26 protein-coding genes are annotated in these 24880 nt (G+C 68.5%); 11 read left to right on the forward strand and 15 right to left on the reverse strand.

Going from position 1 to position 24880, the window contains the following annotated elements; translation table 11 throughout:
- Window positions 1–2 precede the first annotated feature (2 nt).
- Entirely contained in the window at window positions 3–1877 is a 1875-nt protein-coding gene (locus ACGFY5_RS14940; RefSeq protein WP_392720171.1) for an SIP domain-containing protein, read from the reverse strand.
- A gap of 65 nt (window positions 1878–1942) precedes the next feature.
- Here ACGFY5_RS14940 and ACGFY5_RS14945 point away from each other — a divergent pair, with 65 nt between their 5' ends.
- From ACGFY5_RS14945 to panD, 5 genes are read left to right on the forward strand one after another with little or no spacing between them, the layout of a single operon-like run.
- Window positions 1943–3478 (forward strand): helix-turn-helix domain-containing protein, encoded by a 1536-nt coding sequence (locus ACGFY5_RS14945; RefSeq protein WP_392720172.1) that lies wholly within the window; start codon window positions 1943–1945, stop codon window positions 3476–3478.
- 45 nt (window positions 3479–3523) lie between these two features.
- On the forward strand, window positions 3524–5002 hold the full coding sequence (locus ACGFY5_RS14950; protein ID WP_392720173.1) for a helix-turn-helix domain-containing protein: 1479 nt from the start codon (window positions 3524–3526) through the stop codon (window positions 5000–5002).
- Between the two features lie 3 nt (window positions 5003–5005).
- Entirely contained in the window at window positions 5006–6454 is a 1449-nt protein-coding gene (gene tcuA / locus ACGFY5_RS14955; RefSeq protein ID WP_392720174.1) for an FAD-dependent tricarballylate dehydrogenase TcuA, read from the forward strand.
- A 57-nt stretch (window positions 6455–6511) separates the two neighbouring features.
- Window positions 6512–6733 carry an MbtH family protein gene (locus ACGFY5_RS14960; RefSeq protein ID WP_392720175.1) on the forward strand — a complete coding sequence of 74 codons (222 nt, stop codon included), beginning with the start codon at window positions 6512–6514 and terminating at the stop codon, window positions 6731–6733.
- An 11-nt stretch (window positions 6734–6744) separates the two neighbouring features.
- Window positions 6745–7158 carry an aspartate 1-decarboxylase gene (panD, locus tag ACGFY5_RS14965; RefSeq protein WP_392720176.1) on the forward strand — a complete coding sequence of 138 codons (414 nt, stop codon included), beginning with the start codon at window positions 6745–6747 and terminating at the stop codon, window positions 7156–7158.
- Window positions 7159–7166: 8 nt separating this feature from the next.
- Here the strand turns inward: panD and ACGFY5_RS14970 are convergent, their stop codons facing one another.
- Window positions 7167–8834 carry a Na+/H+ antiporter gene (locus tag ACGFY5_RS14970; protein WP_392720178.1) on the reverse strand — a complete coding sequence of 556 codons (1668 nt, stop codon included), beginning with the start codon at window positions 8832–8834 and terminating at the stop codon, window positions 7167–7169.
- A 67-nt stretch (window positions 8835–8901) separates the two neighbouring features.
- A complete protein-coding gene (locus tag ACGFY5_RS14975) occupies window positions 8902–9897 on the reverse strand; it encodes an acyl-CoA desaturase (protein WP_392720180.1) in 996 nt (331 codons plus the stop codon).
- 302 nt (window positions 9898–10199) lie between these two features.
- On the opposite strand from ACGFY5_RS14975, the gene ACGFY5_RS14980 reads away from it, so the two are divergent.
- Entirely contained in the window at window positions 10200–10628 is a 429-nt protein-coding gene (locus ACGFY5_RS14980) for a DUF5994 family protein (RefSeq protein WP_392720181.1), read from the forward strand.
- A gap of 20 nt (window positions 10629–10648) precedes the next feature.
- On the opposite strand, the gene ACGFY5_RS14985 is transcribed toward ACGFY5_RS14980, so the two are convergent.
- The 11 genes from ACGFY5_RS14985 to ACGFY5_RS15035 all read right to left on the reverse strand — a co-directional run bounded on the left by ACGFY5_RS14985 (window position 10649) and on the right by ACGFY5_RS15035 (window position 19992).
- A complete protein-coding gene (locus ACGFY5_RS14985; RefSeq protein ID WP_392720182.1) occupies window positions 10649–11092 on the reverse strand; it encodes a DUF5994 family protein in 444 nt (147 codons plus the stop codon).
- A gap of 87 nt (window positions 11093–11179) precedes the next feature.
- Window positions 11180–11587 carry a hypothetical protein gene (locus ACGFY5_RS14990; protein WP_392720183.1) on the reverse strand — a complete coding sequence of 136 codons (408 nt, stop codon included), beginning with the start codon at window positions 11585–11587 and terminating at the stop codon, window positions 11180–11182.
- 243 nt (window positions 11588–11830) lie between these two features.
- Window positions 11831–12583 carry a GAF and ANTAR domain-containing protein gene (locus ACGFY5_RS14995; protein ID WP_392720184.1) on the reverse strand — a complete coding sequence of 251 codons (753 nt, stop codon included), beginning with the start codon at window positions 12581–12583 and terminating at the stop codon, window positions 11831–11833.
- A 66-nt stretch (window positions 12584–12649) separates the two neighbouring features.
- The gene (locus ACGFY5_RS15000; protein WP_392720185.1) at window positions 12650–13279 is read right to left on the reverse strand and encodes a nuclear transport factor 2 family protein; all 630 of its coding nucleotides are present in this window, start codon (window positions 13277–13279) and stop codon (window positions 12650–12652) included.
- Entirely contained in the window at window positions 13273–14691 is a 1419-nt protein-coding gene (locus ACGFY5_RS15005) for an aldehyde dehydrogenase family protein (RefSeq protein ID WP_392720187.1), read from the reverse strand. Before ACGFY5_RS15005 ends, ACGFY5_RS15000 begins: the two co-directional genes overlap by 7 nt.
- Window positions 14681–15325 (reverse strand): 3-oxoacid CoA-transferase subunit B, encoded by a 645-nt coding sequence (locus ACGFY5_RS15010; RefSeq protein WP_392720188.1) that lies wholly within the window; start codon window positions 15323–15325, stop codon window positions 14681–14683. The genes ACGFY5_RS15005 and ACGFY5_RS15010 overlap by 11 nt, the downstream gene beginning before the upstream one ends.
- On the reverse strand, window positions 15322–15984 hold the full coding sequence (locus ACGFY5_RS15015) for a 3-oxoacid CoA-transferase subunit A (RefSeq protein ID WP_392720190.1): 663 nt from the start codon (window positions 15982–15984) through the stop codon (window positions 15322–15324). Before ACGFY5_RS15015 ends, ACGFY5_RS15010 begins: the two co-directional genes overlap by 4 nt.
- Entirely contained in the window at window positions 15981–17171 is a 1191-nt protein-coding gene (locus ACGFY5_RS15020; RefSeq protein ID WP_392720192.1) for a thiolase family protein, read from the reverse strand. The genes ACGFY5_RS15015 and ACGFY5_RS15020 overlap by 4 nt, the downstream gene beginning before the upstream one ends.
- A complete protein-coding gene (locus ACGFY5_RS15025) occupies window positions 17168–18214 on the reverse strand; it encodes an ABC transporter substrate-binding protein (RefSeq protein ID WP_392720193.1) in 1047 nt (348 codons plus the stop codon). The genes ACGFY5_RS15020 and ACGFY5_RS15025 overlap by 4 nt, the downstream gene beginning before the upstream one ends.
- Before the next feature lie 33 nt (window positions 18215–18247).
- Window positions 18248–19099: a hypothetical protein gene (locus tag ACGFY5_RS15030; RefSeq protein WP_392720194.1), complete on the reverse strand. Its 852-nt coding sequence runs from the start codon at window positions 19097–19099 to the stop codon at window positions 18248–18250.
- Window positions 19096–19992 carry a DUF6282 family protein gene (locus tag ACGFY5_RS15035; protein ID WP_392720195.1) on the reverse strand — a complete coding sequence of 299 codons (897 nt, stop codon included), beginning with the start codon at window positions 19990–19992 and terminating at the stop codon, window positions 19096–19098. The genes ACGFY5_RS15030 and ACGFY5_RS15035 overlap by 4 nt, the downstream gene beginning before the upstream one ends.
- Before the next feature lie 176 nt (window positions 19993–20168).
- Between ACGFY5_RS15035 and ACGFY5_RS15040 the strand changes: the two genes are divergently transcribed.
- Genes ACGFY5_RS15040 through ACGFY5_RS15060 form a run of 5 tightly spaced genes read left to right on the forward strand, consistent with a single transcriptional unit; the run spans window position 20169 to window position 23769 of the window.
- Entirely contained in the window at window positions 20169–20936 is a 768-nt protein-coding gene (locus ACGFY5_RS15040; protein WP_392720196.1) for an IclR family transcriptional regulator, read from the forward strand.
- Window positions 20937–20941: 5 nt separating this feature from the next.
- Window positions 20942–21724, forward strand: coding sequence for an ABC transporter ATP-binding protein (locus tag ACGFY5_RS15045; protein ID WP_392720197.1), 783 nt, complete (start codon window positions 20942–20944; stop codon window positions 21722–21724).
- An 8-nt stretch (window positions 21725–21732) separates the two neighbouring features.
- On the forward strand, window positions 21733–22566 hold the full coding sequence (locus ACGFY5_RS15050) for an ABC transporter permease (RefSeq protein WP_392720198.1): 834 nt from the start codon (window positions 21733–21735) through the stop codon (window positions 22564–22566).
- Window positions 22567–22569: 3 nt separating this feature from the next.
- Complete coding sequence (locus ACGFY5_RS15055) at window positions 22570–23331, forward strand: SDR family NAD(P)-dependent oxidoreductase (RefSeq protein WP_392720200.1); 762 nt, start codon at window positions 22570–22572, stop codon at window positions 23329–23331.
- A 51-nt stretch (window positions 23332–23382) separates the two neighbouring features.
- A complete protein-coding gene (locus ACGFY5_RS15060; RefSeq protein ID WP_392720517.1) occupies window positions 23383–23769 on the forward strand; it encodes an RDD family protein in 387 nt (128 codons plus the stop codon).
- A 52-nt stretch (window positions 23770–23821) separates the two neighbouring features.
- On the opposite strand, the gene ACGFY5_RS15065 is transcribed toward ACGFY5_RS15060, so the two are convergent.
- Window positions 23822–24859, reverse strand: a complete 1038-nt coding sequence (locus tag ACGFY5_RS15065) for a LacI family DNA-binding transcriptional regulator (RefSeq protein WP_392720201.1) — start codon at window positions 24857–24859, stop codon at window positions 23822–23824.
- Between the last annotated feature and the right edge of the window lie 21 nt (window positions 24860–24880).

Below are 24880 nucleotides of genomic sequence, written 5' to 3' on the forward strand. Positions count from 1 at the left end.
TGTCACTTTTTCTCTTCGTTGTGGAGCTGAACAAGCTCGTGGACGGTGGTTCCCCACCCGACGGTGTGCGTGGCGCTCCGTTCGAGGCCCGCGCGGGAAATGACGGCGTCGAGCTCGGCTGCGGTGCGCAGACCCGAGCCGTGCACGGTGAGGGCGAGCAGGTCGGCTTCGCCGTCGTGCTCGTCGAGGTCGTCGGTGTCGAAGAGGTCTTCGACCAGCAGTACCCGGCCGCCGGGGAGGAGGTTCTCGGTTGCTCGCCGCAGGGCATGCGCGGCGTCGGCGTCGGCCAAGGTCTTGAAGGCGCGGATGACGAACACGGCGTCGGCCGGCGGGCTGGGCTCGAAGACGGACTGCTCGACCACGCTGACGCGCGCACGCTGCTGCTCGTCGGGGATGCTGTCGAGCAGGTCGCGGCGCAGCCAGTCCGCCTGCGCGGGTAACGCGCAGATCGTCACCCGCAGGTTCTCGTGGGCGGCGACGAACTCGCGGGCCTGGGCGCCCGCGCCGCCGGAGTGGAGCACGAGGTGCCGGACGCCCTTGAGGATGTCGGACGTGGCGATCGGCTCGGCCAGCCCGGCCTGGAACCTCGCCAGTCGTTCCAGGTAGCGGTCCTCGTAGTCCTGTTCGGCCCGTACCTCGGCATAGGTCTGCCCGGTGACCGAGCTGTACGACTGCCGGCCGGTGCGGATCGACTCGGTGAGCCCGTAAATGCCGAGCATCTCGCGCCCCGCCACTCCGGCGGGGTGCAGGAAGCCGATCATGAAGTCGACGGTCAGGACCTCCCCCACCGACGTCAGGTCGTAGTGGCCCGGTTCGGTCTCGGTCAGGATGTCCAGGGTGTGCAGGTAGCGCAGCAACTTGCCCAGCGCCCGTTCGTCGGCGTCCGCCTTGATGGCCAGGTCCTTCACGGCGGTCACGCCGCGGGAGATCAGCTCGGGAACGCCCAGCTCGACGGCGGTGCGGATCGCCACCGGTGGAATCAGCTCGGTCAGATCGTGGATCTTCTCCATCGGGGTCTTCGACTTCGCGGGGTCGGGCACCGCTCCGTCGGTCGCCAGCGCGACGACCTCGCCGCGACGCCAGTACCCGCTGAAGTCGACGTCCTCCTTGGGCACTCCCCGGTCCTCGACCAGGTGACGCCGGAGGTTCCGCACCGTCGCCTGTTCTCCGGCGAGCCACGCGAACGGCTTGCCGTCCCACCAGCTGCAGTTCCGAACCGCATCCACCAGCTGGGTGGTGGTGCCGGCCTCGGCGCCGTCGCGCACGAGCCAGGTCACCTCGACGCCGGGCAACTCCCGTAACGTCTCACGGTGTTCTTCCTCGGCGACCTCGAGGAACACCTGCGCCCTCGCGTCCTCGGGCAGCTCCTCGAGCAGGCGGGCGATCGCCGGAACCGTCGTGTCGTCTCCGACGGCCAGCAGCCAGTCCGCGTCCTGCGGGAGCGCCCGCGACGAGCTCGGACCGAAGAAGTGGATGCGATCGCCGACCTGGGCACGGTAGGCCCAGGTGGTGCCGACGCCGATGCCGTGCTTGACGAAGTCGACGTCGAGCTCACCGGTCGTGGGCTCCCAGCGACGCACGGTGTAGAGCCTCGTCAACGGCCGGGGATCCCTCGGCAGGTCCAGGCCCTTCTCCTTCTGCACCGGCAGCACCGGCTGGTCCTGGCCGGGATAGGAGAACACCAGACGGATGTCGTCGTCGAAGCCCGTCGACTCGAAGGGCGGCTGAGCGAAGCCGTTCGCCGAGGTGAACGCGCGGAGTTGCTCCCCGGCCAACGTGATCCGCCGCATCCCCGGCGTCAGGTCGTGCACACGCACGACTTCGACCTCTCGCAAGGTCAGCGGGTGCACGGTGATCCGGCGTGAGGTCTTGGGCACGGGTGTAACGTTAGGCAATCCTTACTTCGCATGGTGTGCGTAGATCGCCATATAGTTAGGACTGGATGGCAGTGGATCGACCGCCGCACATTCCCCGCGTACAGGCGAGCGGCTTGTGGGATCAGCCCGAGCATCTCCTGCTCTGGGTCCGCACCGGTTCGGCCTGCGTCCGGATGGAGGGCAATCCAGAGTTCCGGCTCGCCGCCGGCGAGGGCGTCTGGATTCCGGCAGACCGGGGCAACCAGTGGACGGTCGTCACCGAGCCGGGCACTGTCGCCTTCCCGTTGTTGACGCATCCGAGCATCACCGTCGAGAGCATGCCCGAGCCGAGGCGGTTCGGAATTCCCGACGGCTGGCAGGACTGGCTGATCCAGGCCTTCAACTTCGGAGTCACGCCGCTGACCGGCCACGGATACTCGCAGGACGCGCTCGTCGATCTTCTCCGCGGCTCCGGTCGGCGACCGCCGACCCGGACGCCCGCAGTCGATCCGCCGGCGATGCCGCGAGCCGGCGGGGCCCGGGAAGTCGCCGACGAACTGCTCCGCAATCCCGCGCTCGACCTCACCGTCGCCGAGTGGGCAACCCGGGTGCTGTCCAGCCCGCGCACCCTGCTCCGCGACTTCCGCAGTGACACCGGGCTGACCTTCGAGCAGTGGCGGCTGCGCTGCCGGTTGAGCGCGGCGGTCGAGTACATCGCGGCCGGCTACGGCGTGGATCACGTGGCGACACGAGTGGGTTTCGCTACTCACAACGGGTTCACCCGCGCGTTCAAGCAGCAGGTCGGGCTGACCCCCTACGAGTTCAGCCGGGCCGTCTCGGCCCGGCCCGTCGCGAGCGGGCCGACGCAGGCCGAGAACCTGATGCGCATGATGCGCGCGGAGGACACCCCCGCTGCGCCGGACATGCTGCCCGAGGCACGCACGCCGTCGCACACGAACAACGTCCACGTGCTCGTCTGGACGTACCGCGGCAGCGGATACCTGGACATCGGCGATCAGCGTTACGAACAGGAGCGGGGCGTCGCGACCTGGATCCCCGCGGGCTCGGAGCACACGATGGGCGTCCGCGAGAACTCGATCTCCCTGCCGCTCGGCAACGCCGGCACCGGCGATCTCCAACTGACCGAGCCGCTGCAGGTCCAGTTCTCGCCCGCCTGGGACGACTACCTGATGTTCTGCTCCATCAGCGCCCGCACCCCCGTTCGTCCGGACGACTACGACGCCAGCCACGTCCTCGATCTGTTCGCCGATCAGGTCGCCGCGCAGCGAGCGCTCTCGCTACCGATGCCGACCGACTCGCGGGCACGGTCAGCCGGCATGGACTACCTGCGTCGTATCGGTACGCCCGGCGGGTCGGGGTTCGACGTACCCGCCGACATCCACCGGGCGTTCTCCGAACAGACCGGCATGAGCTTCGCCCGGTGGTGCTACGCCGCCCGCATGCGGATCGCTCGGGGCATGCTCGCCGGTGGCGCCAAGCCCAGCGCCGTCTTCCGCCGCGTCGGTTACGCCCACTTACCGACCTTCAGCGCAGCCTTCACCCGTTTCCACGGAATGTCACCGCGCGACTACCAGGAGCGCGAAACGGCGCTCAGAAGTTAGGTAAGCCTCACCTCCAGGAGGCGTAAACCGTCGTACAGTCAGGACATGCCGGGCACCTTCTCGACTTTCCACAGCCGGAGCGGCCCGCCGCCGATACCGGGTGCACGGTCGGACTCGACGGGACATCCCCGCCGTCCGCTGCTGATCTGGGTCCGCACCGGCACGGCGCACGTGTGCATCGATCACGCCGTGACGTTTCGTCTCACCGCCGGCGAGGGCGCCTGGATTCCCGCAGACGGGTGGGACCACCGCGCGATCGTGACCGAGCCCGGCACCGTCGCTTTCCCACTGTGGCCCCGGCCAGGCGCCGGGTCGCTGTCGGAGCCGACGCGACTCGCGGTCCCCGACGGCTGGCAGGACTGGCTGATCCAGCTCTTCAATCTGCAGGTGACGCCGCTGACCGGTCAGGGCTACTCCCCCGACGGACTCGTCGATCTCCTTCATCACTCCGGTTCGCGCTCGTTCGTGCCGCCGATGCCGAAGGCCCGGGGTGCCAGGTCGGTGGCCGAGGAGTTGGTTCGCGACCCTTCGCTCGATCTCACCGTCGAACAGTGGGCGACACGGGTGCTCTCCAGCCCGCGGACCCTGCGCCGTGACTTCCTCGCCGGCAGCGGGCTCACCTTCGAGCAGTGGCGGCGGCAGCTCCGGCTGAGCGCGGGCGTCGACTTCCTGGCATCGGGGTACGACGTCGACCGGGTGGCAGCACGGGTCGGCTTCGCCAGCCGCAACGGATTCACCCGCGCGTTCAAGGAGCGGCTCGGACTGACTCCGAACGAGTTCAGCCGGAAGCACTCCGTCAGCACCGCGCGACCGGTCACGCCACCCAACCTGCTGCGCGCGAGCACGCCTCCGCACACCAATCCCCACCACGTGCTCAGCTGGATGTACCGCGGCAGCGGATTCCTCGACATCGGCGATCACCGCTACGAACGACAACGGGGTGTCGCGACCTGGATACCCGCCGACGTGGAGCACACCACCGGCATCCACGAGAATTCGATCTCGCTGCCGCTCGGGGACGCCGACCCGACCGACCTGCGCCTGACCGAGCCGATGCAGGTGCAGTTCTCCCCGGCCTGGGACGACTACCTGATGTACTGCTCCATCAGCGCGCGGTCCATCCTGCGCCCGGACGACTACGACCCGCGCCACATCGTCGACCTGTTCGCCGAGCAGGTCGCCGCGCAGCAGGCGCTGTCGGTGCCGATGCCCATGGGTCTCCGCGCGCGTGCGGCAGCGATCGAATATCTGCGCCGCATCGGCGCGTCCGACGAATCAGCCGCGCACGACGTGCCCGCCGAGGTCCAGCGAGCCTTCCGCGACGAGATCGGCATGACCTTCTCCCGTTGGCGTTACGCGGCCCGCATGCGCATCGCGCGTGATCTGCTCGTCGGCGGCACGAAGCCCAGCGCCGTCGCCCGCCGCATCGGCTACCGCCACCCACCGACGTTCAGCGCCGCTTTCTCCCGTTTCCACGGCGTCTCCCCCCGCGAGTACCAGGAACGCGAAATCGGAAAGGCCTGACCCATGCGCAGTGCGGATGTAGTGGTGGTGGGCGGAGGAAACGCCGGCTTTTGCGCGGCTCACGCGGCGGCCGAACGTGGGCGACGCGTGGTGCTGCTGGACAAGGCACCGCGGGCGCATGCCGGCGGAAACAGCTACTACACCATCGGTTCGCTCCGGTTCGTGCACGACGGGCTCGACGACCTGCTCGAAATCCTCGAGCCTGACGAGCGTCACGCGCGTAGCGAGGTCCCGCCGTACTCGGCGGCAGACTTTCTGGCCGACCTGAAGCGGGTCACCGAGGGGCGGGGCGATGCGGAACTCGCCGAGGCCGTCGTCGAAGGCTCGCGCGACACGGTCCGCTGGCTGCACGGATTGGGACTGCGTTTCCAGCTGATGTACGAGCGGCAAGCTCACGAGCGTCCCGATGGGGCCTTTCTGTTCTGGGGTGAATCCCACGTGTCCACCGTCGACGGTGGACCCGGGCTGATGTCGGACCACCTGCGCGTCGCGTCCCGGCTCGGAGTCGACGTGCACCACGGTTGCGCGGTCACGGGGTTGCTGACCGACGGCGGATCGGTCGTCGGCGTCCGGGTGGGAGACCAGGAATTACGTGCGGAGTCCGTGGTGATCGCCAGTGGCGGTTTCGAGGCGAATCCGCAGTGGCGCCAGCGCTACCTGGGGGACGGGTGGCAGCACGCGAAAGTGCGTGGCACGCCGTACAACACCGGTGACCTGATCGGTGCGGCCCTGGAGTTGGGCGCGGATCGCGGAGGTGACTGGTCCACCTGCCACAGCGTTCCGTGGGACGCCTCTTTTCCCGAGAACGAGAGCAATCGCGCCTTGACGAACCGGCTCAGCCGCTACGGCTATCCCCTCGGGATTCTCGTCAATCGCCGAGGCGAACGGTTCCTCGACGAAGGTGCGGACTTCCGCAACTACACGTATGCGAAGTACGGCAAGGTGATCCTCGAGCAGCCCGGTTCGGTGGCGTTCCAGATCTTCGACGCCACGACGCGATCGATGCTCACGGCGTACGAGTACGAGATGCCCGGGATCCTTCCGGTCGTTGCCGACAGCGTCGACGAGCTCGCCGCGGCCGCGGGCATCGACGTTGATGGACTCGTGCGGACGGTTCGGACGTTCAACGCGTCGATCGACACCGCCCGCCCGCTCGATTCGACGATCAAGGACGGCCGCAGCGCGTCGGCGGAGCCCGTCAAGAGCAACTGGGCATCGGCGATCGAGTCGCCGCCGTACTACGCCTATCCGGTGACCTGCGGAATCAGTTTCACCTTCGGCGGTCTCCGCGGTGACGTCGACGGCCGGGTGCTCGACCCCTCCGCCGCACCCGTCCCCGGGCTCTTCGCGTGCGGCGAGGCGCTGGGTGGCCTGTTCAGCGGCAACTACCCGACCGGCGCCGGCCTGACTGCGGGCATGGTGATCGGACGACACGCAGGCTTACTCGCATGAATGGTTAGGCTTACCTAAGTTCGAGATGCTATCGTCGCCCACTATGGAGCGTGAGCCATGACCAAAAATCCTTTCGATGACGACAACGGCTCCTTCTACGCGCTGATGAACCGCGAGGAGCAACACTCGCTGTGGCCGACGTTCAAGCCGGTCCCGGGCGGGTGGAGCATCGTGTACGGCGGCCCCGAGGGCCGACCGCGCCAAGAGGTACTCGACTGGATCGGCGATCACTGGACCGACATTCGCCCGAAGTCCCTACGCGATCACGTTTCCGAGTAGAGGAACTGCACATGCTTCGCGAAGTTCTCGGTGGGAAAGTTCACCGCGCCACTGTCACCCAGGCGGATCTGCACTACGTGGGTTCACTGACGCTCGACGAGGACCTCGCGCGGGCCGCGGGTTTTGCCGAGGGCGAGAAGGTGCAGGTCGTCGACATCACCAACGGCGCCCGTCTCGAGACGTACATCATCAACGGACCCGCTGGTGGTGGCGGTATCTGCATCAACGGCGCCGCGGCGCACCTGATCCACCCGGGCGACCTGGTGATCATCATGTCCTTCCTGCTCGCCGACGACTCCGAGCTGGAGGGCTACCAGCCCCGGGTCGTGCACGTCGATGCGGACAACCGCATCGTCGCTCTGGGCAACGACCTCGCCGAGCCGGTCCCGGGGGCGGACGACCAGGTTTCCGCACGCGCGGTGTGAGTCGTTCGTCAGTGGGCGTGGCGGTCCGGCGTCACGCGTTCCTCGTGGTCGAGCTCTCTTTCGAGGACGCGTAGGCTCTCGTCGGGCAGGCGCCCGGCATCACGCCAGCGCAGCAACTCCTCGCGCTGAGCGTCGATCGTGGCGCGGCGCACCCGCAGGGCGGACTCGTGCCCCGCGGACGCCGGAACTTCGTCGGGGTGGGCGTCGCGGAGCACATCCAGACGATCCTGATACCGAATCACCCGCGCGCGCAGACGTGCACGGGTCGCAGCGACCGAGGCGAGATCGGAGTCCGGCTCCTCGTTCTCGAGCTCGTCCAGTCTGACCAGGGCTGCGTGAGCGGAAGCCTCGCGAGCCTCGTTTCGCACGCGCGCCTGGTCGGTTTCACCGGCACGGAGTCCGAGGGCACGAACCACGAAGCCGAAGGTCAGTCCCTGCCCGAGCAAGGTGACCAGTACTGCGATCAACGTGCAGAACACCAGCAGGTCGCGGACGGGGAACGGCGCACCGGAGTCCGTGGACGTCGGCAGCGTGAAGATCGCGGCCAGGCTGATCACACCGCGGGTGCCGGCCCAGCTCAGCGCCACGACCTCCCGACCGGTGAGCCGGTCGGCGATCCATCGGGAGCCTCGCGAGACCGTCGCGTCCTCATCGACGACGGGTTCGGCACCGAACTGCATGTGCAGCGACCGCGGCAGCGATTGCGTCACGATCAACCAGACCGGTCGGAGCAGGAGGACGACGCCCACCGTGATCAGCACCGCCGGCGCGACGACGCTCATGGGGTAGTCGCGCAGCCCGTCCAGGATGATCGGAACCTGCTGGCCGATCAGCAGGAAGACGAACCCCTCGAGGAGGAAGTCCACGAGCCTCCAGACAGCGCCGGTCTGCAGCCGGCTCTCCCCCGACGCGAACCTCGGGGCGTCATGGCCGACGACGAGGCCGGTGACCACGACCGCCAGAACTCCGGACACGTGGACGTTCTCCGCGATCAGGTAGGCGACGAACGGAGTGGCCAGCGAGAGCGCATTCGCGGTCAGCGGGTCCCTGGCGACCCGTCGCAGCAGACGGATCCCGTAAGCGATCACCACACCGACGAGAAGTCCGCCCGCGGCCGCCAGCACGAACTGGCCCACCGCCACGGGTGCCGAGAAACCGCCGCCGGCCGCAGCAGCCACCGCGACGCTGAGCAGGGTCAGCGCGGTCGCATCGTTGAGTAGTCCCTCGCCGCGGATGAGCGTGACCAACTTGACCGGCATCCCGACCGTACGCGCCACGCCCAGCGCCGCAACCGGATCCGGCGGTGCGACGGCGGCACCCACCGCGATGCCCACGGCCAGCGTCGCGCCCTCGACGAACCACTCGAACCCGATGCCGATGGTCAACGCAGTGGCGAGTACCAACGCCACCGACAGGCTGACCACGGTGGGCAGATTGCGTCTGATCGCAGTCAGCGAGGAGTCCAACGCCGCGCTGTAGAGGAGCGGCGGAAGCACGAACGTCAGCACGACCTCGGGATCCAGGGCGACGTTCGGGCCCGGCAGGAACGCATAGCCGATACCGGCCACCGTCAGCAGCGCAGCCGCCGGCAGACCGGTACGGTCAGCGACCCACCGGACGACCAGCACCACCGCGAGCCCGGCCAGGACGAACAGAAGTGCGGCTTGAACCGTCACGGGCTGCGCCGAGGGACTTCAGGCACTCGTGCGACCTCCTCGGGAGCGCGCTGGGCAGAGGTCGTGATCAGGTGCGTGCCACGCTGCGTTTGTTCGCGAGCCGGACCGGGTCGGGCCACCGGACGTCCCACGCCCAGCCGAATCGCTCGAAAAGCCAGATCAGCCGAGCCGACGGATCGATCTGCCCACGCAGCACCCCGTGCCGCGCACCAGTCGGGTCGGCGTGATGAGAGTTGTGCCAACTCTCCCCGAACGACACCACCGCCAGCGGCCAGAAATTCGTCGCCCGATCAGAAACCCTGCTGACGAACGGCCGGCTCCCCACCACGTGACACACCGAATTTACCGACCACGTCACATGATGCAACAACGCCATCCGCACCAGACCACCCCAGAACAGACCGGTCAAGGCACCCGTCCACGACCACGTGACAACGCCACCGATCACCGCAGGAGTGAGCAGAGAAACCACGATCAGCAGACCGAACATCCGGTCCACCACCCGTAAGCCGCGATCAGCGAGCAGATCCGGCGCGAAACGCTCCCGGTTGGTCGTCGCCCCCCGATCGAAGAACCATCCGCAGTGCGCGTAAACCATGCCTTTGGCCAGCGCCGCAGGACCGGTCCCGTACCGCCACGGCGAGTGCGGATCACCCTCCCGATCGGTGAACGCGTGATGACGCCGGTGGTCGGCGACCCACTGAATGACCGACCCCTCCACCGCCAGCGAACCAGCGACCGCCAACGCCACCCGGACCGACCGACGCGCCTTGAACGAACCATGGGTGAAATAGCGGTGGAAACCCACAGTCACTCCGAAACCCGTAACCACATACGCCACCACCGCCACCGAAGCATCAAGCGCCGTCAGGCCCCACCCCCACGCGATCGGCACCGCGGCGACCAACGCAACAAACGGCAACGCCACGAACGTCCACAGCGTGATCAGCGAAAACAGAGACGTATCCCCGTCCACCACGATCGGCTTCGGCTGACGCAGGCGTTGACGGGGGCGTTGACGGGGGCTCGGTGCGGGTCGGGTCCGGGTGGTGTCAGTGCTCATGCAATGGCTCCTCGGCGCACCGGCAGCTCAACTCGCGGAAACGAATGATGCCGGGCGGGCGTAGCAACGAAAGCTGGACAGGCCGCGGAGTCCGGACGGCCGACCGTCGTGGACGCATCCACACGACTGGGCAACCAAGGACTACCCCCGATCGGCCGCAAATAGTCTCCGCGGATTTCGCACAACCGGTCAGAACGATCTACGATTGAGTCACCGAGGTCATTTCGAGCGTTGGCATTCGCGTCGGCGTCGCCCTAGGCGAACTGCAATCACCGGTCATCCACCGGGGACAGGCCGATGTCATGGGCACCGAAACCCCACCGGTACGACTCCATCTCGATCCAGCTCTCGCCGGGCGCGGCATGCTCGACGGCGGGTGGTGGCCCTACGGCACCGACCCTCTCGCGGAGCTACCCGCCCTGATCGCGGCGCTGGACGCGCAGGTCGGCACCGTCTACCGGATCACGTTGAACGGCGAGCTCTGGCAGAGCACACCCCGGCGCATCGCCGTGTCCGGGCGCGCCGTGCGGCTGGGATGGCACGGCCCGAGCGACGTTCACGAAATCAGCGTCTCCGGCGCCGGCCGAGACCGGCTCGATCTCCTCGTCGTTCCTCCGAGCACCAGCGAAGACTCCGCGCTGGCCGCCATGGCCACCGCGGCGCGCGGCGACAACGGTTCGCACGCGACCGCGATCCTCGACGACGGCATCCGGTCCGCGTCGGCCACGTAGGTGCCGTCGCGGTCCGCTGATCACCCGACGCCGCCGCGCAGCACTCCATGATTGGCGAGCACCACGGAGCCGCGAGCTGCGCTGGTGCCGCGGCTGGCGGCAGCCATCGCTGCCAGAGCAGCGATCGGCGCGGCGGCGGGCGGTATCAGCAGAAGATCCAGCACGAGGTCGTTCTTCGCCAGAACTTCGACCTCGTGCGGGTCATTGGGGCTGAACCAGCAGACGTCGACCCGGTGCCGGTCGAACGGCACCGCCCGCGGAGTGGTGAGCCACCCGGATCCGCTGAGCGACATGCGCTCCACCTCACCGATGACGGCGATCACTTCCGCCATCAGCAGTGGGAATTCGACCAGCGGATTGCGGGTGCGTGGCCACCACGCCCCGTCGAGGACGCAGTCCCCGGCGCGTTGCTCACTGAGTACCAGCCGTATCCTGCCGTCGTCAGGTTCGGTGTCAGCAGCCATGCCAGTCTCCGATCCGGTGCAGTCACTCCAGGACGGCGCCCTGCTGTTCCGGCGGAACGTGGATGAACGCCACCATGGTCACACTGGTCAACGCACGTCCGTGTCGGCTACCTGTTCGGCGAGCCAGTGCTCGGCCTCCAGCAGGCCGGGCGGCAGCGCGAGTCCGCGGTGTTCCAACGCGCTGCAGTAGTTCCGCGCCGCTTCGGAGTACCGCTGACGCACCTCGTCCCGTGGGACACCGGGTGCGTCCGACGCGCTCAGCGCGTACTCCTGTTGCGCGGTGAGCAGAGCGGCCGCCAGACGATGCAATTCCGGATCGGTCGTGGACAGGTGCGGCGCCAGGGCGGCGGTCAGCGCCCGCACGGTGCCACCCGGAGCTTTCGCCTGCTCCCGTCGGCCGCGGTGGTCGACGGCGGCAGTAATCCGCTCCGACCGACGCCGCAGCGGCGCGACGTTGTCGGGCGTTCCGGGCTCGCGTGGGGACGGCGTTGTCATGACGCGCTCCGATCCGTGTCGTCGGCGATCGGTACGGCAGCCAGCGTTGCGCGGGTTTGCCGACGGCGAGGCGAAAGTGGGGTCACAGCGTCGGCCTGTCCCCGGCCGTGGCCGGCGGTTGCGGTTCGCCCAGGACGACGTCGACGAAGCTGTCAACGCTCGAAGTGACCTCGGTACGTCCACGCTAGTCCGGTCTGACCGTCAAAAACGGATTCGGCGCGAGTTTCTCGTCATGAGGAAGTTTCAGCCGTCGTATCGCACCACGGCGCTTGCGGCAGACGGCTGCTGCGGACGCTGCCCGGTGACCCGCGAGATGACGTCGGCCGCGACGTCGCTGAGTTTGCGGTTACGGTGCTGGGCGGCCTCTCTCAGCAGTTGGAACGCTCTCGTATCGGTGCACAGCTGCTGACCCATGAGGATGCCGAGCGCCTGGTCGACGATGCTGCGGGAGGCCAGCGCGGCGTTCTGCTGCTCCTGGACCTGAGACGGTGCGGCGTACCGCAGCGCGAGCGCGAGAGCGGCGGTGCACTGAGCGGCGGACACCTCCGCGAGCTGCCGCGCCGGTGCGGTGAAGGCGCAGGCCTGAGGCGAGTAGAGAGTCAATGCTGCGACCGTGTGGCCGTCCGCGCGCAAGGGCAGAGACAGCGAACTGGCGACGCCGTGGGCGAGGGCGGGCATGCGGTAGCGGGGCCACCGTGGGTCGGTGGCCAGGTCGTCGACGTGGATGGTCCGGCCCGTGCTCAGGGCCTCCAAGCAGGGCCCCTCGTCGACGTCGTACTGGACTTCATCGGCCCGCGCGGCCAACTCCGCACTGGTGGCCGCGGTGAACGGCTGATCGTCGCGGTGAATGGTCAGACTGCAGGCCGCCGCCGGATCGACGACGTGGGAGGCGAGCACGACGACGCGCTCCAAGTACTCCCTCAGAGCGGGAGCTTCGGTCGCGAGGGAAAATGCCGAGGAGACGTCGGCCAACGGAGCGGGAGACGTGGGATTCATCGAAGCCGGTTTCCTGAAGCATCGCTTCGGTTTTCGTGCCGCCGAGGACGACGAAGCCTTGAGCGGCTACGCGCGGGGAATCACCGGTACCCCAACCGTACCGGCGAGCCACGCGGTCTCGCCCCGGTGGAACGCGTCGAGCTCGGCCGGCCGGTCGTCACCGAGCAGGTCCTGACTCACCGTCACGCCCCGGGTCGACTGGATCCAGGTGAGGAACCGGTACGACCGCCGAAGGCCGGCGAGCCGGCCCCCGTCCACCGGGAGCACAGCACCCGCGTAGACGGGCCGCAGCTCGTCGCGCTCCAGCAGCACCTCGAAGCTCATCAGCTTCCACCGTCCCCCGACCCGAACGGCACGCGAGAAGAACCGGCAGTAGGCATGGAAGTCGACCTCCACCCCCTCCACAGTGGTCCGGTTGAAGATCTTCGCCGGGCTCTCGACGGTGGCCCGGTCGCCCTGGACCCGTGCGTAGGCGGGGAAGACCCAGTGCTTGCTGTTCCCGGTCCGCGCCATCCACGCCTTCGTCGCCTCGACGTAGGCGTCGCCGCCGCGTCCCTCGTACCACGTGGTGCGGACGTAGGCGTCGTCGTGGAAGCAGTCGCGCATCACGTCGAAGAGCCGCTGGTCGCGGGCGAAGCGTTCCCGCCGCACCAGGTCGAAGAGCTCCTCCCGGTTCAAGAAATCGGCGTTCACCACCCGATCACCGCCTTGACCTCGAGGTACTCCTCGAACCCGAACCGCCCGAACTCCCGTCCGTTCCCCGACTGCTTGTAGCCGCCGAACGGCAGGCTGCGGTCGAACGGAGCGCCGTTCAGGTAGACGCGACCCGCACGGATCCGGTTGGCGACCCGGCGGGCACGGTCGGGATCCTTTGATTGCACGAAGCCCGCCAGCCCGAACGGCGTGTCGTTCGCGATCTCGACGGCCTCGTCCTCGGTGTCGTAGAGCAGGATCGAGAGCACGGGGCCGAAGATCTCCTCGCGGGCGATCCGCATCTGCGGTGTGACGTCGCCGAACACGGTCGGACGGACGTAGAACCCGCCGTCCAGCCCGTCGGGGCGCTCCGGGCCGCCGACCACGAGCGTCGCGCCCTCGTCGATCCCGGACTGCACGAGCGCGGTGACCTTCTCCCACTGAGCCTGGCTGACCACGGGCCCCATCGTGGTCGACGGATCGAGCGGGTCCCCCAGACGGACCTCCCCGACCGCCCGTCGCGCGGCGGCGTACACCTCGTCGCGCTGCGAGCGGTGCACCAGCATCCGCGTGGGCGACTGACAGTTCTGACCGGCGTTGGTGAAGCACGAGTGCACCCCGGCGACGACCGCGGTCTCCAGGTCCGCGTCGGGCAGGACGATGTTCGCCGACTTGCCACCGAGTTCGAGTGCGACGCGCTTCACCGTGTCGGCCGCGAGCTGGGAGACCCTGATGCCGGCCCCGGTCGAGCCGGTGAGCGAGACCATGTCGACTCCCGCGTGCGCCGCGATGGCCTCACCGACCGTCGGACCGTCACCGTTGACGAGGTTGAACACGCCCGGCGGTACCCCGGCGTCGTGGATGACCTCGGCGAGCACCATGGCGGACAGCGGCGCGATCTCGCTCGGCTTGAGGACCACCGTGCATCCCGTGGCCAGCGCTGGGGCCACCTTCGACGCGACCTGGTTCAACGGCCAGTTCCACGGCGTGATGAGGCCGCAGACGCCGATCGGCTCGCGCCGCACGATTCCGGCCGCCATCTCCTCCTCGAAGCGGTAGTCCGCGAGCACGCGGGCCGCCTCCTCGAAGTGGAACAGCGCCACCGTGGCTTGGCGTTCCGTCGAGAACGTGATCGGTGACCCCATCTCCCGCGTCATCGTCCGGGCAATCTCGGGCAGCCGGGCCCGGAAGCCGGAGCTGATCCGCTCGAGGTACTCCAGCCGTTGCTCCACGCTGACCTGGGAGTACACCGGGAAGGCCGCCCGCGCCGCCGACACTGCGCGGTCGACGTCCTCGGGTGTCCCGAGGCTGATCGTCGCGAACGTCTTCTCGGTCGCGGGGTCGAGGACGCCCAGGGTCCGCGGCGCGGCCGGGTCGACCCACCTACCCCCGATGTAGAACCGCTCAGTGGACATGTCGCTCCAATGGGACGTCGACGCGTGAGCACAGCTCGGAGAACGAGATCCCCCACGTCTCGCGGACGAGGACCCGCTCCCCGCCGGTGATCTCGAAGGTGGCGACGTCGGTGTAGACCCGGTCCACGCACCGCAGCGCGGTGAGCGGATAGGTGCACTCCCGAACGAGCTTCGACTCACCGGTCCTGGTGAACAACGACATCAGTACGTAGACCTGCTTGGCACCCACGGCGAGGTCCATCGCCCCACCGACCGCCGGGATCGCGTCGGGCTCGCCGGTGTGCCAGTTGGCGAGATCCCCCGCTGCCGAGACCTGGTAGGCGCCGAGGACGCACAGGTCGAGGTGGCCGCCCCGCATCATGGCGAACGAGTCGGCGTGGTGGAAGTACGAGGCGCCGGGCAGCTCGGTCACCGGGGACTTGCCGGCATTGATCAGGTCGGGATCGATCGCGTCGCCCGTCGCTGCGGGTCCCATGCCGAGCATGCCGTTCTCGGTGTGGAGGATGACTCCCGACTCCGGCGGGAGGTGGTCGCCGACGGTCGTCGGCTGACCGATGCCGAGGTTGACGTACGCCCCGCGGGGAATGTCGCGCGCGACCACCCGGGCCATCTCGTCCCGTCCGAGCGGACTCATGACGTCACCCGCACGATTCGATCGACGTAGATGCCCGGAGTCACCACGGCCTCCGGATCCAGCCCGCCCGGCTCGACGACGTGCTGCACCTGCACGACGGTGGTCGTCGCGGCCGTCGCCATGACCGGAGCGAAGTTGCGTGCCGTCTTGCGGTAGACGAGGTTCCCGAGGGTGTCCGCGGTGTGGGCGCTGATGAGCGCGACGTCGGCGGCGAGGGGCCACTCGAGGACGTACGTCCGGCCGTCGATCTCGCGGGTCTCCTTTCCCTGCGCGAGGAGCGTCCCGACTCCGGTGCGGGTGTAGAACCCGCCGATCCCGGCTCCGGCGGCGCGCATGCGCTCGGCCAGGTTCCCCTGCGGCGCGACCTCGAGCTCGATCTTCCCGTTGCGGTACAGCTCGTCGAAGATCCAGGAGTCCGTCTGCCGGGGAAACGAGCACACGATCTTGCGCACCTGCCCGGCCGCGAGCAGCGCCGCGAGTCCGGTGTCCGCGTTGCCCGCGTTGTTCGACACGACGGTGAGGTCCCGCGCTCCCTGCCGGATCAACGCGTCGATCAGATGGAACGGCATGCCGGCCGTGCCGAAGCCGCCGACGAGCACCGTCGAGCCGTCGGTGATGCCGCTGACCGCCTCGTCGGCAGAGGCACAGAGCAGAGTCATGCGACGACGTTCTCGAGCACGACCGCCAAACCTTGACCCACGCCGATGCAGATGGCTGCCACGCCCCATCGGTCACCGGACTCCACGAGCCGCGCCGCGAGGGTCCCGAGAATGCGGCCGCCCGAGGCACCCAGTGGGTGCCCGATGGCGATCGCCCCGCCTTTGGCGTTGACGACCTCGGCGTCCCGCAGCCCGAGCTCGAGCCAGGCGTCGACACAAGCGATCGACTGGACGGCGAACGCCTCGTTCAGCTCGACGGCGCCGACGTCCTCCCAGGTGATGCCCGCCCGCTGGAGTGCGTCGTCGGCGGCATCGACCGGGGCGTAGCCGAACTGCTGCGGCGACAATGCCGCCCAGCCGCGACCGGCGATCCGCGCGACCGGGTCCCGGCCGATGGTCGCGGCCGCGCGCTCCGAGCCCAGCAGCACCGCGCTCGCGCCGTCGTTCAACGGTGAGCAGTTGCCGGCGGTGATCGTCCCGTCGGGCCGGAACGCCGGCTTGAGCCCCGCCAGCGCCTCCAGCGAGGTACCTTCCCGGATGCTCTCGTCCCGGCCCAAACCGGCGACCGGCACCACGAGGTCGTCGTAGAACCCCTTCTCCCACGCCTCCGCCGCGAGGCGGTGCGAGCGAGCGCCGAACTCGTCCTGCCGCTCGCGTGAGATCGAGAACTTCTCCTGCAGCTGCTCGTTGCACTCGCCCAGCGAGACCGTCCACTCCGCGGGCATCCGCTCGTTCACCAGACGCCAGCCCAGCGTCGTGGAGACGGCGGTCACGTCGCCTGCCGGGAACCGACGCGACGGCTTCGGCAGGACCCACGGCGCCCGTGTCATCGACTCCACGCCGCCGGCGATCGCGATCTCCGCGTCGTCGACCTCGATCATGCGGGAAGCCATCATGGCGGCGTCCAGCGACGAGCCGCAGAGCCGGTTCACGGTGGTGGCGGTCACCGAGACGGGCATGCCCGCCAGCAGGACCGCCATCCGGCCGACGTTGCGGTTGTCCTCGCCGGCGCCGTTGGCGTTGCCCCAGAGCACGTCGTCGACCAGGCCGGGATCCAGACCCGGCAAGCGCTCGAGAAGTCCCGTTAACGCTGTCGCGGCCAGATCGTCGGTCCTCGTGTCGGCCAGGGCTCCGCCGAACCGGCCGAACGGGGTCCGGGCCGACGCGTAGACGTAGGAGCTGCTCATTTCTCTGCTTTTTTGACGACGTCGTCGTAGGAGAAGTCGTTGATCGCCGTGAACATCTCGTCGGTGTAGACGTCCTTCGCCGGGAACTTCTTGATCAGTCCGGCCGAGGCCAGGAAGTCGAGCGAACGAGTGAACGCAGCCTCGTCGATCCGGCCCAGGCTCTTGTCGCCGAAGCCCTGTCCGTCCAGGCGGACCTGGAGAACCTTGATCGCGTCAGCCAGCGCCTTCTTCTCCGGGTCGGATCCGCGGGTCTCCGGGTGGAGCTTCCACAGGTCGCGGATCGCGGCCTCGGGATTGGCCTGGGAGAAGACGAACGCCTTCGCCACCGCACGACCGAACCGTTCGTAGACGTCCTTCTTGGCCTCGAGGTTCTTCCGCGTCGTCGCGAAGCCGCCGCCCCACGCGTCCGCGGTCTCCGCGACCGGAAGCGGAGTCAGAGTGACGCCGGCGTTCTTGACGGCCTGGTACTGGATGTCCCAGAGCGCCAACGCATCGACCTGGCCACTCTTGATGGCGTTGATCTGCTGGGCGCCGGCACCGATCGGTACCAGGCTGGCGTCCTTCTCGTTCATTCCGTTGAGCTTCATCGCGGTGCGGGCGAACGTCGCGCCGGAGCTCGCGACGGCGGTGACGCCGATCTTCTTGCCCTTCAGGTCGGCGATGCTCTTCACGTCCGAACCGTCCGGCACCTGCAGGCTGTAGATCCACTTCGGCCAGTAGGAGTCGAAGTACGCCAGGTTCAGATCCTTGTCGTGCCCGATGGCGACGGGCTCGACCGTCATGAGGCCGAGGTCGGCCCCGCCGCCGGCGACCTGCTGCGCTGCCTGGGTGGCCGACGGGAACAGGTTGGTCGTGACCTTCAGACCCTCCTCCCCGTAGAAGCCTTCGGCTTCCACGACGGCCATGACCGCGAAGCCTGCGTTCCAGCTCGGGGACGCCATCGCGAAGCGCACAGGCGTCAGATCGCCGGCATCGGCCGAGTCGTCCGATCCGCACGCGCTCAGCGTCGCGGCTGCACACAAGACGGCGACCGCAAGCTTCATTGCTCGTCTGGTCTTCACGAGGGACCCTTCTCTTTACTGGCTGGGAAGCGGGTAGGTGTCTTCGTTGAGCACTCGGCCGGGCGTCCGGGAGAAGTCCAGACGCGGCGGACAGAAGATGTCGATCAGCTGGTTGGTCTCCGGGCCCACGGCCTCGCTGGTGTGGATCATGGGCGGCGGGATCACGGCCACCGACGGACTGCCGCACCGCAGGTGCTGGTCCTCGCGCCACTCGCTGCGCCGCTTCGACCACGGGGTCCGCAGGTGGTGGACGTACTCCCCCTCCACGGCGAGCGAGCACTGCTCGAAGTCGTCGTGGTCGTGCGGCGAGAGGCTGTCCGGATCACGCGGTCCGATCCTGGGCGCCAGGAAGTTGACCATGAAGGTGCTGCACCGCACGATCTGGCCCGGGCGGACGGCGTCCTGCGTCACCGTCAGATCGGCCAGTCGGTAGGGCCGGATGCGATGTCCCTCCGGCGGGTCCGGCCATGGCTCGAACGCGCGGGTGTTCGGGTGCGGCTCCGCGTACGAGCCCCGGTTGCGCGCCTTGTCCAGCAGGTCGGTGGACCGCGAGCTGAAAAGCCGAACGACAGTGCAGCTTTCGACGCCGACGAGCGCACTGCTGCCCGGCGGGACCATCACCACCGCTTTGCCGGAGACCGCCGCGACCTCCCTCGACGCTCGAACCTCGACGCTGCACTCCTCGTAGGGGAGGATCACGACGTACTCGTCCGGCTGGTCATCCCGCTCCAGGACGTCGCCGGCGACCAGCGTCGTGTGGGCGAGGACGAAGTTGTGTCCGCGGAAGTACCACGTCGACGATCCGCCCGGGGTCGTCTCGTCGGGATCGCCGGTACCGAGGTCGGAGAATTCCACGTCGGGGGTCATCGCCTGTCCTCCAGACCGAGCAGGAACGCCGGGTTGTCGCAGAAGATCTGCCGCAGCGACCTCTCGTCCAGGCCGAGGTCCAGCAGCGCGGTCGCGACGCGGATGTACGAGTCCACCGGCAGCGGGCGGTCCCTCTGACCGAGGTCGGAGGCGATCACTGTGTGCTCCGGGCCGATCTTCCCGATCCAGTCCAGGAGGACCTTCGGGTCCCATTTCTTGGTGCCCTCGGGGTCGTAGAAGCCGGTCTCGTGCTCGATGAACGCGCCATAGCCGACGAGCTCACGGCATTTCGCCTCGTCCGCGCCGATGACGTAGTCGGGATGGTTGAGCAGCATCCGGGTGATGCCCTTGTCCTTGGCCGCGGCGAACAGCTGGGTGATCGACTCGGTCTCCATGTGACCGCCGGTCACCATCGCGCCGGTTTCCTTCACCAGGTCGAGCACCTCGTGGACCTGCGGGATGAGCTCGCCGTTCGCCTGGTGGACGTCGACCCGGGAGGACGGCACCTCGACGCTCGCCGTGGGGAAGCCCACGCCCTCCGGATGGCAGTCGATGTGCCGGCCGGCCGAGAACGTCGGGAACCACACGGCCCTGCCCCCCATGCGCAGTGACATGGCCACCGCCTGCGGATTGATGCCGCCGACCATGCTGTTCAGGGTGATGCCGCCGAAGACCGGGGTGCTGATCGTCGCCAGCCGGTCCTTCATCGAGAGCAGGTCCATGACGGTGTTGTGATGGTGGGACTTCACCAGCACGCCCCGCATGCCGAGCCGCTCACCGTCCTTTCCGGCCTCGGCATGGTCGATGCGTCGGGGGAACGGGTTCGGGCCGGAATGGCAGTGCAGGTCAACGCAACCGTTCAGGAGCTTGATGATCGCGGGTGTGGCAGTCATATGGCCTCCAGGCGTTCGCATCACAGACTCGGAGTTCGTCATCCGGTCTGTCAAGAGTGGATCGTGATTGCGAATCCCCAGGCAAGTCTTGCCCGAGTCGTAGAACGCGCCTAGTCTCCGTCCGTACTGCGAACGACAAGCGCGCTTTGTGGACGCTCAACGAATGGGTAAAGCCAATGACGGAGGACCAGGCCGACAAGCAGGACATCCAGGCGGTGAGCCGAACCGCACAGATCCTCGGACTGTTCGGTCCGGAGACTCCGGAGCTCTCCGTCGCGGAGGCCACCCGCCGGCTCGGTCTGAAGCGGACCACCGTGCACCGCTACTTCAGCTCGATGATCAGCTCCGGCCTGCTCGAGCGCGTGGACGACTCCGCACTCGTCCGTCCCGGTCGGTCGATCCTGCAGCTGGGCAGCTTCATGCTGGGACAGCAGCGCATCATGCAGATGGCACCGGCCTACCTGCGCGAGCTCGCGCTCGAGATCAAGGTCAGCACCGTGCTGTCGCTGTGGGGCGCCTCCGGCCCGGTGGTCTCGCTGGTGGAGGAAGCCGACCATCCGACGCTGGTGACGGTGCGCGTCGGCTCGCAGCTCGCCCTGAACTCCTCACAGGCCAAGGTCTTCCTGGCCTTCCTCCCCGACCAGTTCCACGCCGACCGACTCACCGGCAGCCTCCCCGAACCCCAGCGCACCGAGACCCGCGCTCGTATCGAGGCGATCCGACAGGACGCCATGAGCAGCGACGTCAACCACCGCGGCATCTGCATCCTCGCGGCGCCGGTGTTCGCGGCGTCCGGGATCTGCGCCACGATCGCGGCCGTCGGCACCGAGCGGATGCTGCCGGCGGCGCTGGACTCCCGGGAGGCCACGGCGTTGAAGGCCGCCTGCAAGCGACTGACCAAGGAGATGGGCGGCACGTGGCCCGAAACGACCGGTGAGGAGTGACGGAAATGCTTACCAGCACCGACGACGTGATCCGCCTGGATTCGCTGTCCATGCTCTACCCGACGAAGTCCGGCGGCACCGTCCAGGCTCTCGACGACGTCTCCCTGCGCGTCCGAGCCGGTGAGTTCATCTCCATCGTCGGCCCCAGCGGCTGCGGCAAGAGCACGCTGCTGCGGATCATCATGGGCCTGTCCCGTCAGACCTCCGGACAGGTCACCTTCTCCCCGTCGGAGGACACCCACCGCAACCAGCTCGGGATGGTCTTCCAGCAGCCGCTGCTGCTGCCCTGGCGCACCGTGCGCAAGAACCTGCTGACGTCGCCGGACCTCCACCACGCCCGGGACGCCGCGACCCACGCGAAGGCCGACGAGCTGCTGGTGATGCTCGGCCTGGAGGAGTTCGGCGACCGGTACCCCAACGAGCTGTCCGGCGGGATGCAGCAGCGGGTCGGGATCGGCCGAGCCCTGATGCACGACCCGCGCATCCTGCTCATGGACGAGCCGTTCGGCGCCCTCGACGCGATGACCCGCGACCAGATGGGACTGGACCTGCTGGAGATCTGGGATCAAGACCGCAAGACCGTGCTGTTCGTGACCCACAGCATCCCCGAGGCGGTGCTCCTCGCCGACCGCGTCGTGGTCATGACACCGCGCCCCGGCCGGTTGGCGGACGTCGTCGACGTCCCGCTCCCCCGACCGCGACGGCTCGAGAACATCAACACGCCAGAGTTCGGCGAGATCGTCCTGAAGATTCGCAAGCTGCTCGACTCCGAGCACAGCGCCCACTAGGAGATCTGATGTCCACGCACGTTTTGGAAGCGCCCACGACCTCGGACACCCCGGTCCGTCGCCGCCGCCGCGTCCCGGAGATCACCTACAGCGTGCTCGTGTTCGTCGGGCTGTTGGTCGTCTGGCAGGTCGTCGTGAAGGTGTTCGACGTCTCGAACATCCTCGTCCCGGCGCCCACGGCCGTCGCCGACTCCCTGGTCGACGGCTTCCGGGACGGCAGCCTGATCACCCACTCGGTCGTCACCCTCAAGGAGATCCTGATCGGGTTCGGCATCGCGGTCGGCTCGGCACTGGTCTCCGCGGTACTCATCACCCAGTTCCGGCCGGTGGAGCGCGTGCTCTTCCCGCTGCTCATCCTGACCCAGACCATCCCGAAGGTCGCCATGGCCCCGCTGCTGATCGTCTGGTTCGGCGTCGGCATCAGCTCGAAGGTGCTGACCGTGGCCCTGATCGCGTTCTTTCCCCTCCTCATCAACGCCGTGCTGGGATTCCGGTCCGCCGCCTACGAGCAGGTCGAGATGCTCCGGTCGTTCGGCGCGTCCCGCATGCAGGTCATGCGACACCTGCAGATCCCGTCGGCGCTCCCGCACATCTTCGCGGGGCTGGAGGTCGCCGTCATCCTGTCCGTGACCGGCGCCGTCGTCGCGGAGTTCGTGGGCAGCTCCGAAGGCCTGGGCTACCTGATCCAGGCGACCAACTTCACCCTGGACGTGGCCAGGACCTTCGCGGTGATCGTCGTGCTGTCGGCCATCGGCATCGCGCTGCACGCGGTCGTCGTGCAGGTCGGCAAGCGGCTGGTCTTCTGGACCACCACCCCCACCGACACCGCCAGCGAGATCTGAGCCGTGACACGCGTCGCCATCGTGACGGGCTCGAGTTCCGGCATCGGAGAAGGGATCGCCCGCGCGCTCGCGGCCGACGGCTTCACCGTCGTGGTGACCTCAACGACGTCGGTCGACGCCGGTGAGCGGCTCGCGGCCGAGCTCCCGGGGGCGAGCTACGTCCGAGCCGACATCGCCGATCCCGCCGACGCCGTGCGCCTGGTCGCGACGACCATGGAGCGGCACGGCCGGCTCGACCTGCTGGTGAACAACGCCGGGGTGTCGCGACCCGTCCCCCACACCGACCTCGATGCGATCACCGGTGACGACTGGCACCGGATCCTCGGGGTCAACGTGGTCGGGACGTGGCAGGTCTCCGTCGCCGCCGTGAAGGTCATGGAGCCTGGCGGTCTGATCGTCAACATCACCTCGGTGGGCGGCTCGCGCCCCCTCGGCAGCTCGATCCCCTACTCCGTCAGCAAGGCCGCACTCGACCACCTGACGAGGCTGCTGGCCAAGGCCGTGGGGCCGGACATCCGGGTGAACGCGATCGCCCCCGGGCCGGTCGAGACCCGACTGACCTCGGACAGCCTCGCCACGCGGGCGGCGCGCACGAGGGCAGTGACGCCGCTGGGCCGGCTCGGGCAACCCTCCGACGTCGCAGCGATGGTCCTGGCGCTGGTCAAGGTCCCCTTCGTCACCGGTGAGGTGATCCACGTCGACGGCGGCATCAACCTCGTCACCCACGTCGACGTGCCTCGACCACGCGACCGACTCGACGGGTGACCCCATAAAGGATCTCGATACCCCGTCAGGCTCCAACTCATCGATGCGGCACTGTGGTATTCGCTCTTCATGCTGACCGATGTGCCGAGTCGGCTGATCGACGACCTGGAGGCCGCGGCCGGTGCGGTTCCCGCGTGGATCGTCAGCCTTTGGGTGCCCCTGACTGCGGTTCTGTATTCCGTGGTTTCACTCGTCCTTTACCGCGGGATGACACTCGGCAAGTGGCTCCTGGGTCTGCGGGTCGTTTCGGTCAGCGGCGGTCCGGTCGGGTTCGGGCGCGCGCTGGGCCGTGAAGCCTTTTTCGTCTTCAGCGTCCTCGTGCCAATTCTGGGGCTGGTCAACACGCTGTGGTCGCTGTGGGACCGGCCCCACGGGCAGTGCCTGCACGACAAGGCCGCCGGAACCCACGTGGTACGCCGCGTTCGCGCCTCTGTCTGACGACGGCTGCTCTGCCGCCGACGGGCGGGACACCGACCGGCACCCGCGCGAGTTACGGCCGGACGCTCGGACGGATCTCGCCGGAACCGCGCGCGACCAGCCGGGTCGGAATGGTGTGAACCGCGGGCTCCCAGAAGTCGCCGTCGAGCCGGCGGAAGATCAGCGACGCGGCGAGCTCCCCCATCGCCGACGGATCCTGCGCGACCACCGTGACCCCTGGTTCGAGCAGGTCAGCCAAGGGAAAGTCGTCGAATCCGATGAGCGCGACCGACCGTTGGCGGCCTAGCGTCCGTAGCGCGCGGATGGCGCCGATCGTTACCAGATTCTGCGCGGTGAAAAGCGCGGTCGGTGGCGTTGCGGAGGCGAACAGCCGGTGGACCGCCTGTTCCGCAGCGCCCGCGGAGTGCAGGTCCTCGACCACGTGGTCCGAACGGAGGCGGATGCCCGCGTCGGCGAGCGCGTCCCGGTAACCCTGCAGACGGTCCTGCGCCGTGGCGATCGATCGCAGGTCGCCGAGGTAGGCGATCGCACGGTGGTCGGCTTCGACCAGGTGCCGCACCGCCTGCCGCGCGCCGACGCGGTTGTCGATCAGCACCGCGTCGGCCCGCACGCCGACCGGCGGGCGGTCGACGAAGATCACCGGCGTACCGCGGAGGAGCTCGGTGGCCAGGTAGGCCTGGTTGTCGCTGGCCGGAGCGATCACCAGGCCATCCACCTGACGGCCGACGAACGCCCGGATCAACGCCCGTTCCCGCTCCGGATCCTCGTCGACGCTGCCGGTCAGAATCGAGACACCGCGTATGCGGGCGACGTCTTCCATCGCCCGGTGCAGCGCAGCGGAGAACGGGTTCGCCACGTCTTCGAGCACGACGCCGATGGTCGCGGTGCGGCCGTCGGCGCGACGAAGTGCGCTGGCCGTGACGTTGGGGCGGTAGCCGAGCTTCTCGATCGCCACGGTCACCGCAGCGATCTTCGCGGCGGTGACGCCCGGCTCGTGGTTGACCACGCGGGAGACGGTTTTCGGGCTGACGGCGGCGAGCCGTGCCACGTCCCGCAGCGTCGCTTTGCGGTGGGGCGGGGCAGGCTCCATGGCCGCCGAATATGACCCAGG

This window comes from Cryptosporangium sp. NPDC048952 (assembly GCF_043197895.1).
Taxonomy (GTDB): domain Bacteria; phylum Actinomycetota; class Actinomycetes; order Mycobacteriales; family Cryptosporangiaceae; genus Cryptosporangium.

Coding starts and splice junctions, on each gene's coding strand:
- ACGFY5_RS14945 (WP_392720172.1), top strand. CDS start 1,943: ATGGCAGTGGATCGACCGCCGCACATTCCCCGCGTACAGGCGAGCGGC.
- ACGFY5_RS14950 (WP_392720173.1), top strand. CDS start 3,524: ATGCCGGGCACCTTCTCGACTTTCCACAGCCGGAGCGGCCCGCCGCCG.
- tcuA (WP_392720174.1), top strand. CDS start 5,006: ATGCGCAGTGCGGATGTAGTGGTGGTGGGCGGAGGAAACGCCGGCTTT.
- ACGFY5_RS14960 (WP_392720175.1), top strand. CDS start 6,512: ATGACCAAAAATCCTTTCGATGACGACAACGGCTCCTTCTACGCGCTG.
- panD (WP_392720176.1), top strand. CDS start 6,745: ATGCTTCGCGAAGTTCTCGGTGGGAAAGTTCACCGCGCCACTGTCACC.
- ACGFY5_RS14975 (WP_392720180.1), bottom strand. CDS start 9,897: ATGAGCACTGACACCACCCGGACCCGACCCGCACCGAGCCCCCGTCAA.
- ACGFY5_RS14980 (WP_392720181.1), top strand. CDS start 10,200: ATGGGCACCGAAACCCCACCGGTACGACTCCATCTCGATCCAGCTCTC.
- ACGFY5_RS14985 (WP_392720182.1), bottom strand. CDS start 11,092: ATGGCTGCTGACACCGAACCTGACGACGGCAGGATACGGCTGGTACTC.
- ACGFY5_RS14990 (WP_392720183.1), bottom strand. CDS start 11,587: ATGACAACGCCGTCCCCACGCGAGCCCGGAACGCCCGACAACGTCGCG.
- ACGFY5_RS14995 (WP_392720184.1), bottom strand. CDS start 12,583: ATGAATCCCACGTCTCCCGCTCCGTTGGCCGACGTCTCCTCGGCATTT.
- ACGFY5_RS15005 (WP_392720187.1), bottom strand. CDS start 14,691: ATGTCCACTGAGCGGTTCTACATCGGGGGTAGGTGGGTCGACCCGGCC.
- ACGFY5_RS15010 (WP_392720188.1), bottom strand. CDS start 15,325: ATGAGTCCGCTCGGACGGGACGAGATGGCCCGGGTGGTCGCGCGCGAC.
- ACGFY5_RS15015 (WP_392720190.1), bottom strand. CDS start 15,984: ATGACTCTGCTCTGTGCCTCTGCCGACGAGGCGGTCAGCGGCATCACC.
- ACGFY5_RS15020 (WP_392720192.1), bottom strand. CDS start 17,171: ATGAGCAGCTCCTACGTCTACGCGTCGGCCCGGACCCCGTTCGGCCGG.
- ACGFY5_RS15025 (WP_392720193.1), bottom strand. CDS start 18,214: ATGAAGCTTGCGGTCGCCGTCTTGTGTGCAGCCGCGACGCTGAGCGCG.
- ACGFY5_RS15030 (WP_392720194.1), bottom strand. CDS start 19,099: ATGACCCCCGACGTGGAATTCTCCGACCTCGGTACCGGCGATCCCGAC.
- ACGFY5_RS15035 (WP_392720195.1), bottom strand. CDS start 19,992: ATGACTGCCACACCCGCGATCATCAAGCTCCTGAACGGTTGCGTTGAC.
- ACGFY5_RS15040 (WP_392720196.1), top strand. CDS start 20,169: ATGACGGAGGACCAGGCCGACAAGCAGGACATCCAGGCGGTGAGCCGA.
- ACGFY5_RS15045 (WP_392720197.1), top strand. CDS start 20,942: ATGCTTACCAGCACCGACGACGTGATCCGCCTGGATTCGCTGTCCATG.
- ACGFY5_RS15050 (WP_392720198.1), top strand. CDS start 21,733: ATGTCCACGCACGTTTTGGAAGCGCCCACGACCTCGGACACCCCGGTC.
- ACGFY5_RS15065 (WP_392720201.1), bottom strand. CDS start 24,859: ATGGAGCCTGCCCCGCCCCACCGCAAAGCGACGCTGCGGGACGTGGCA.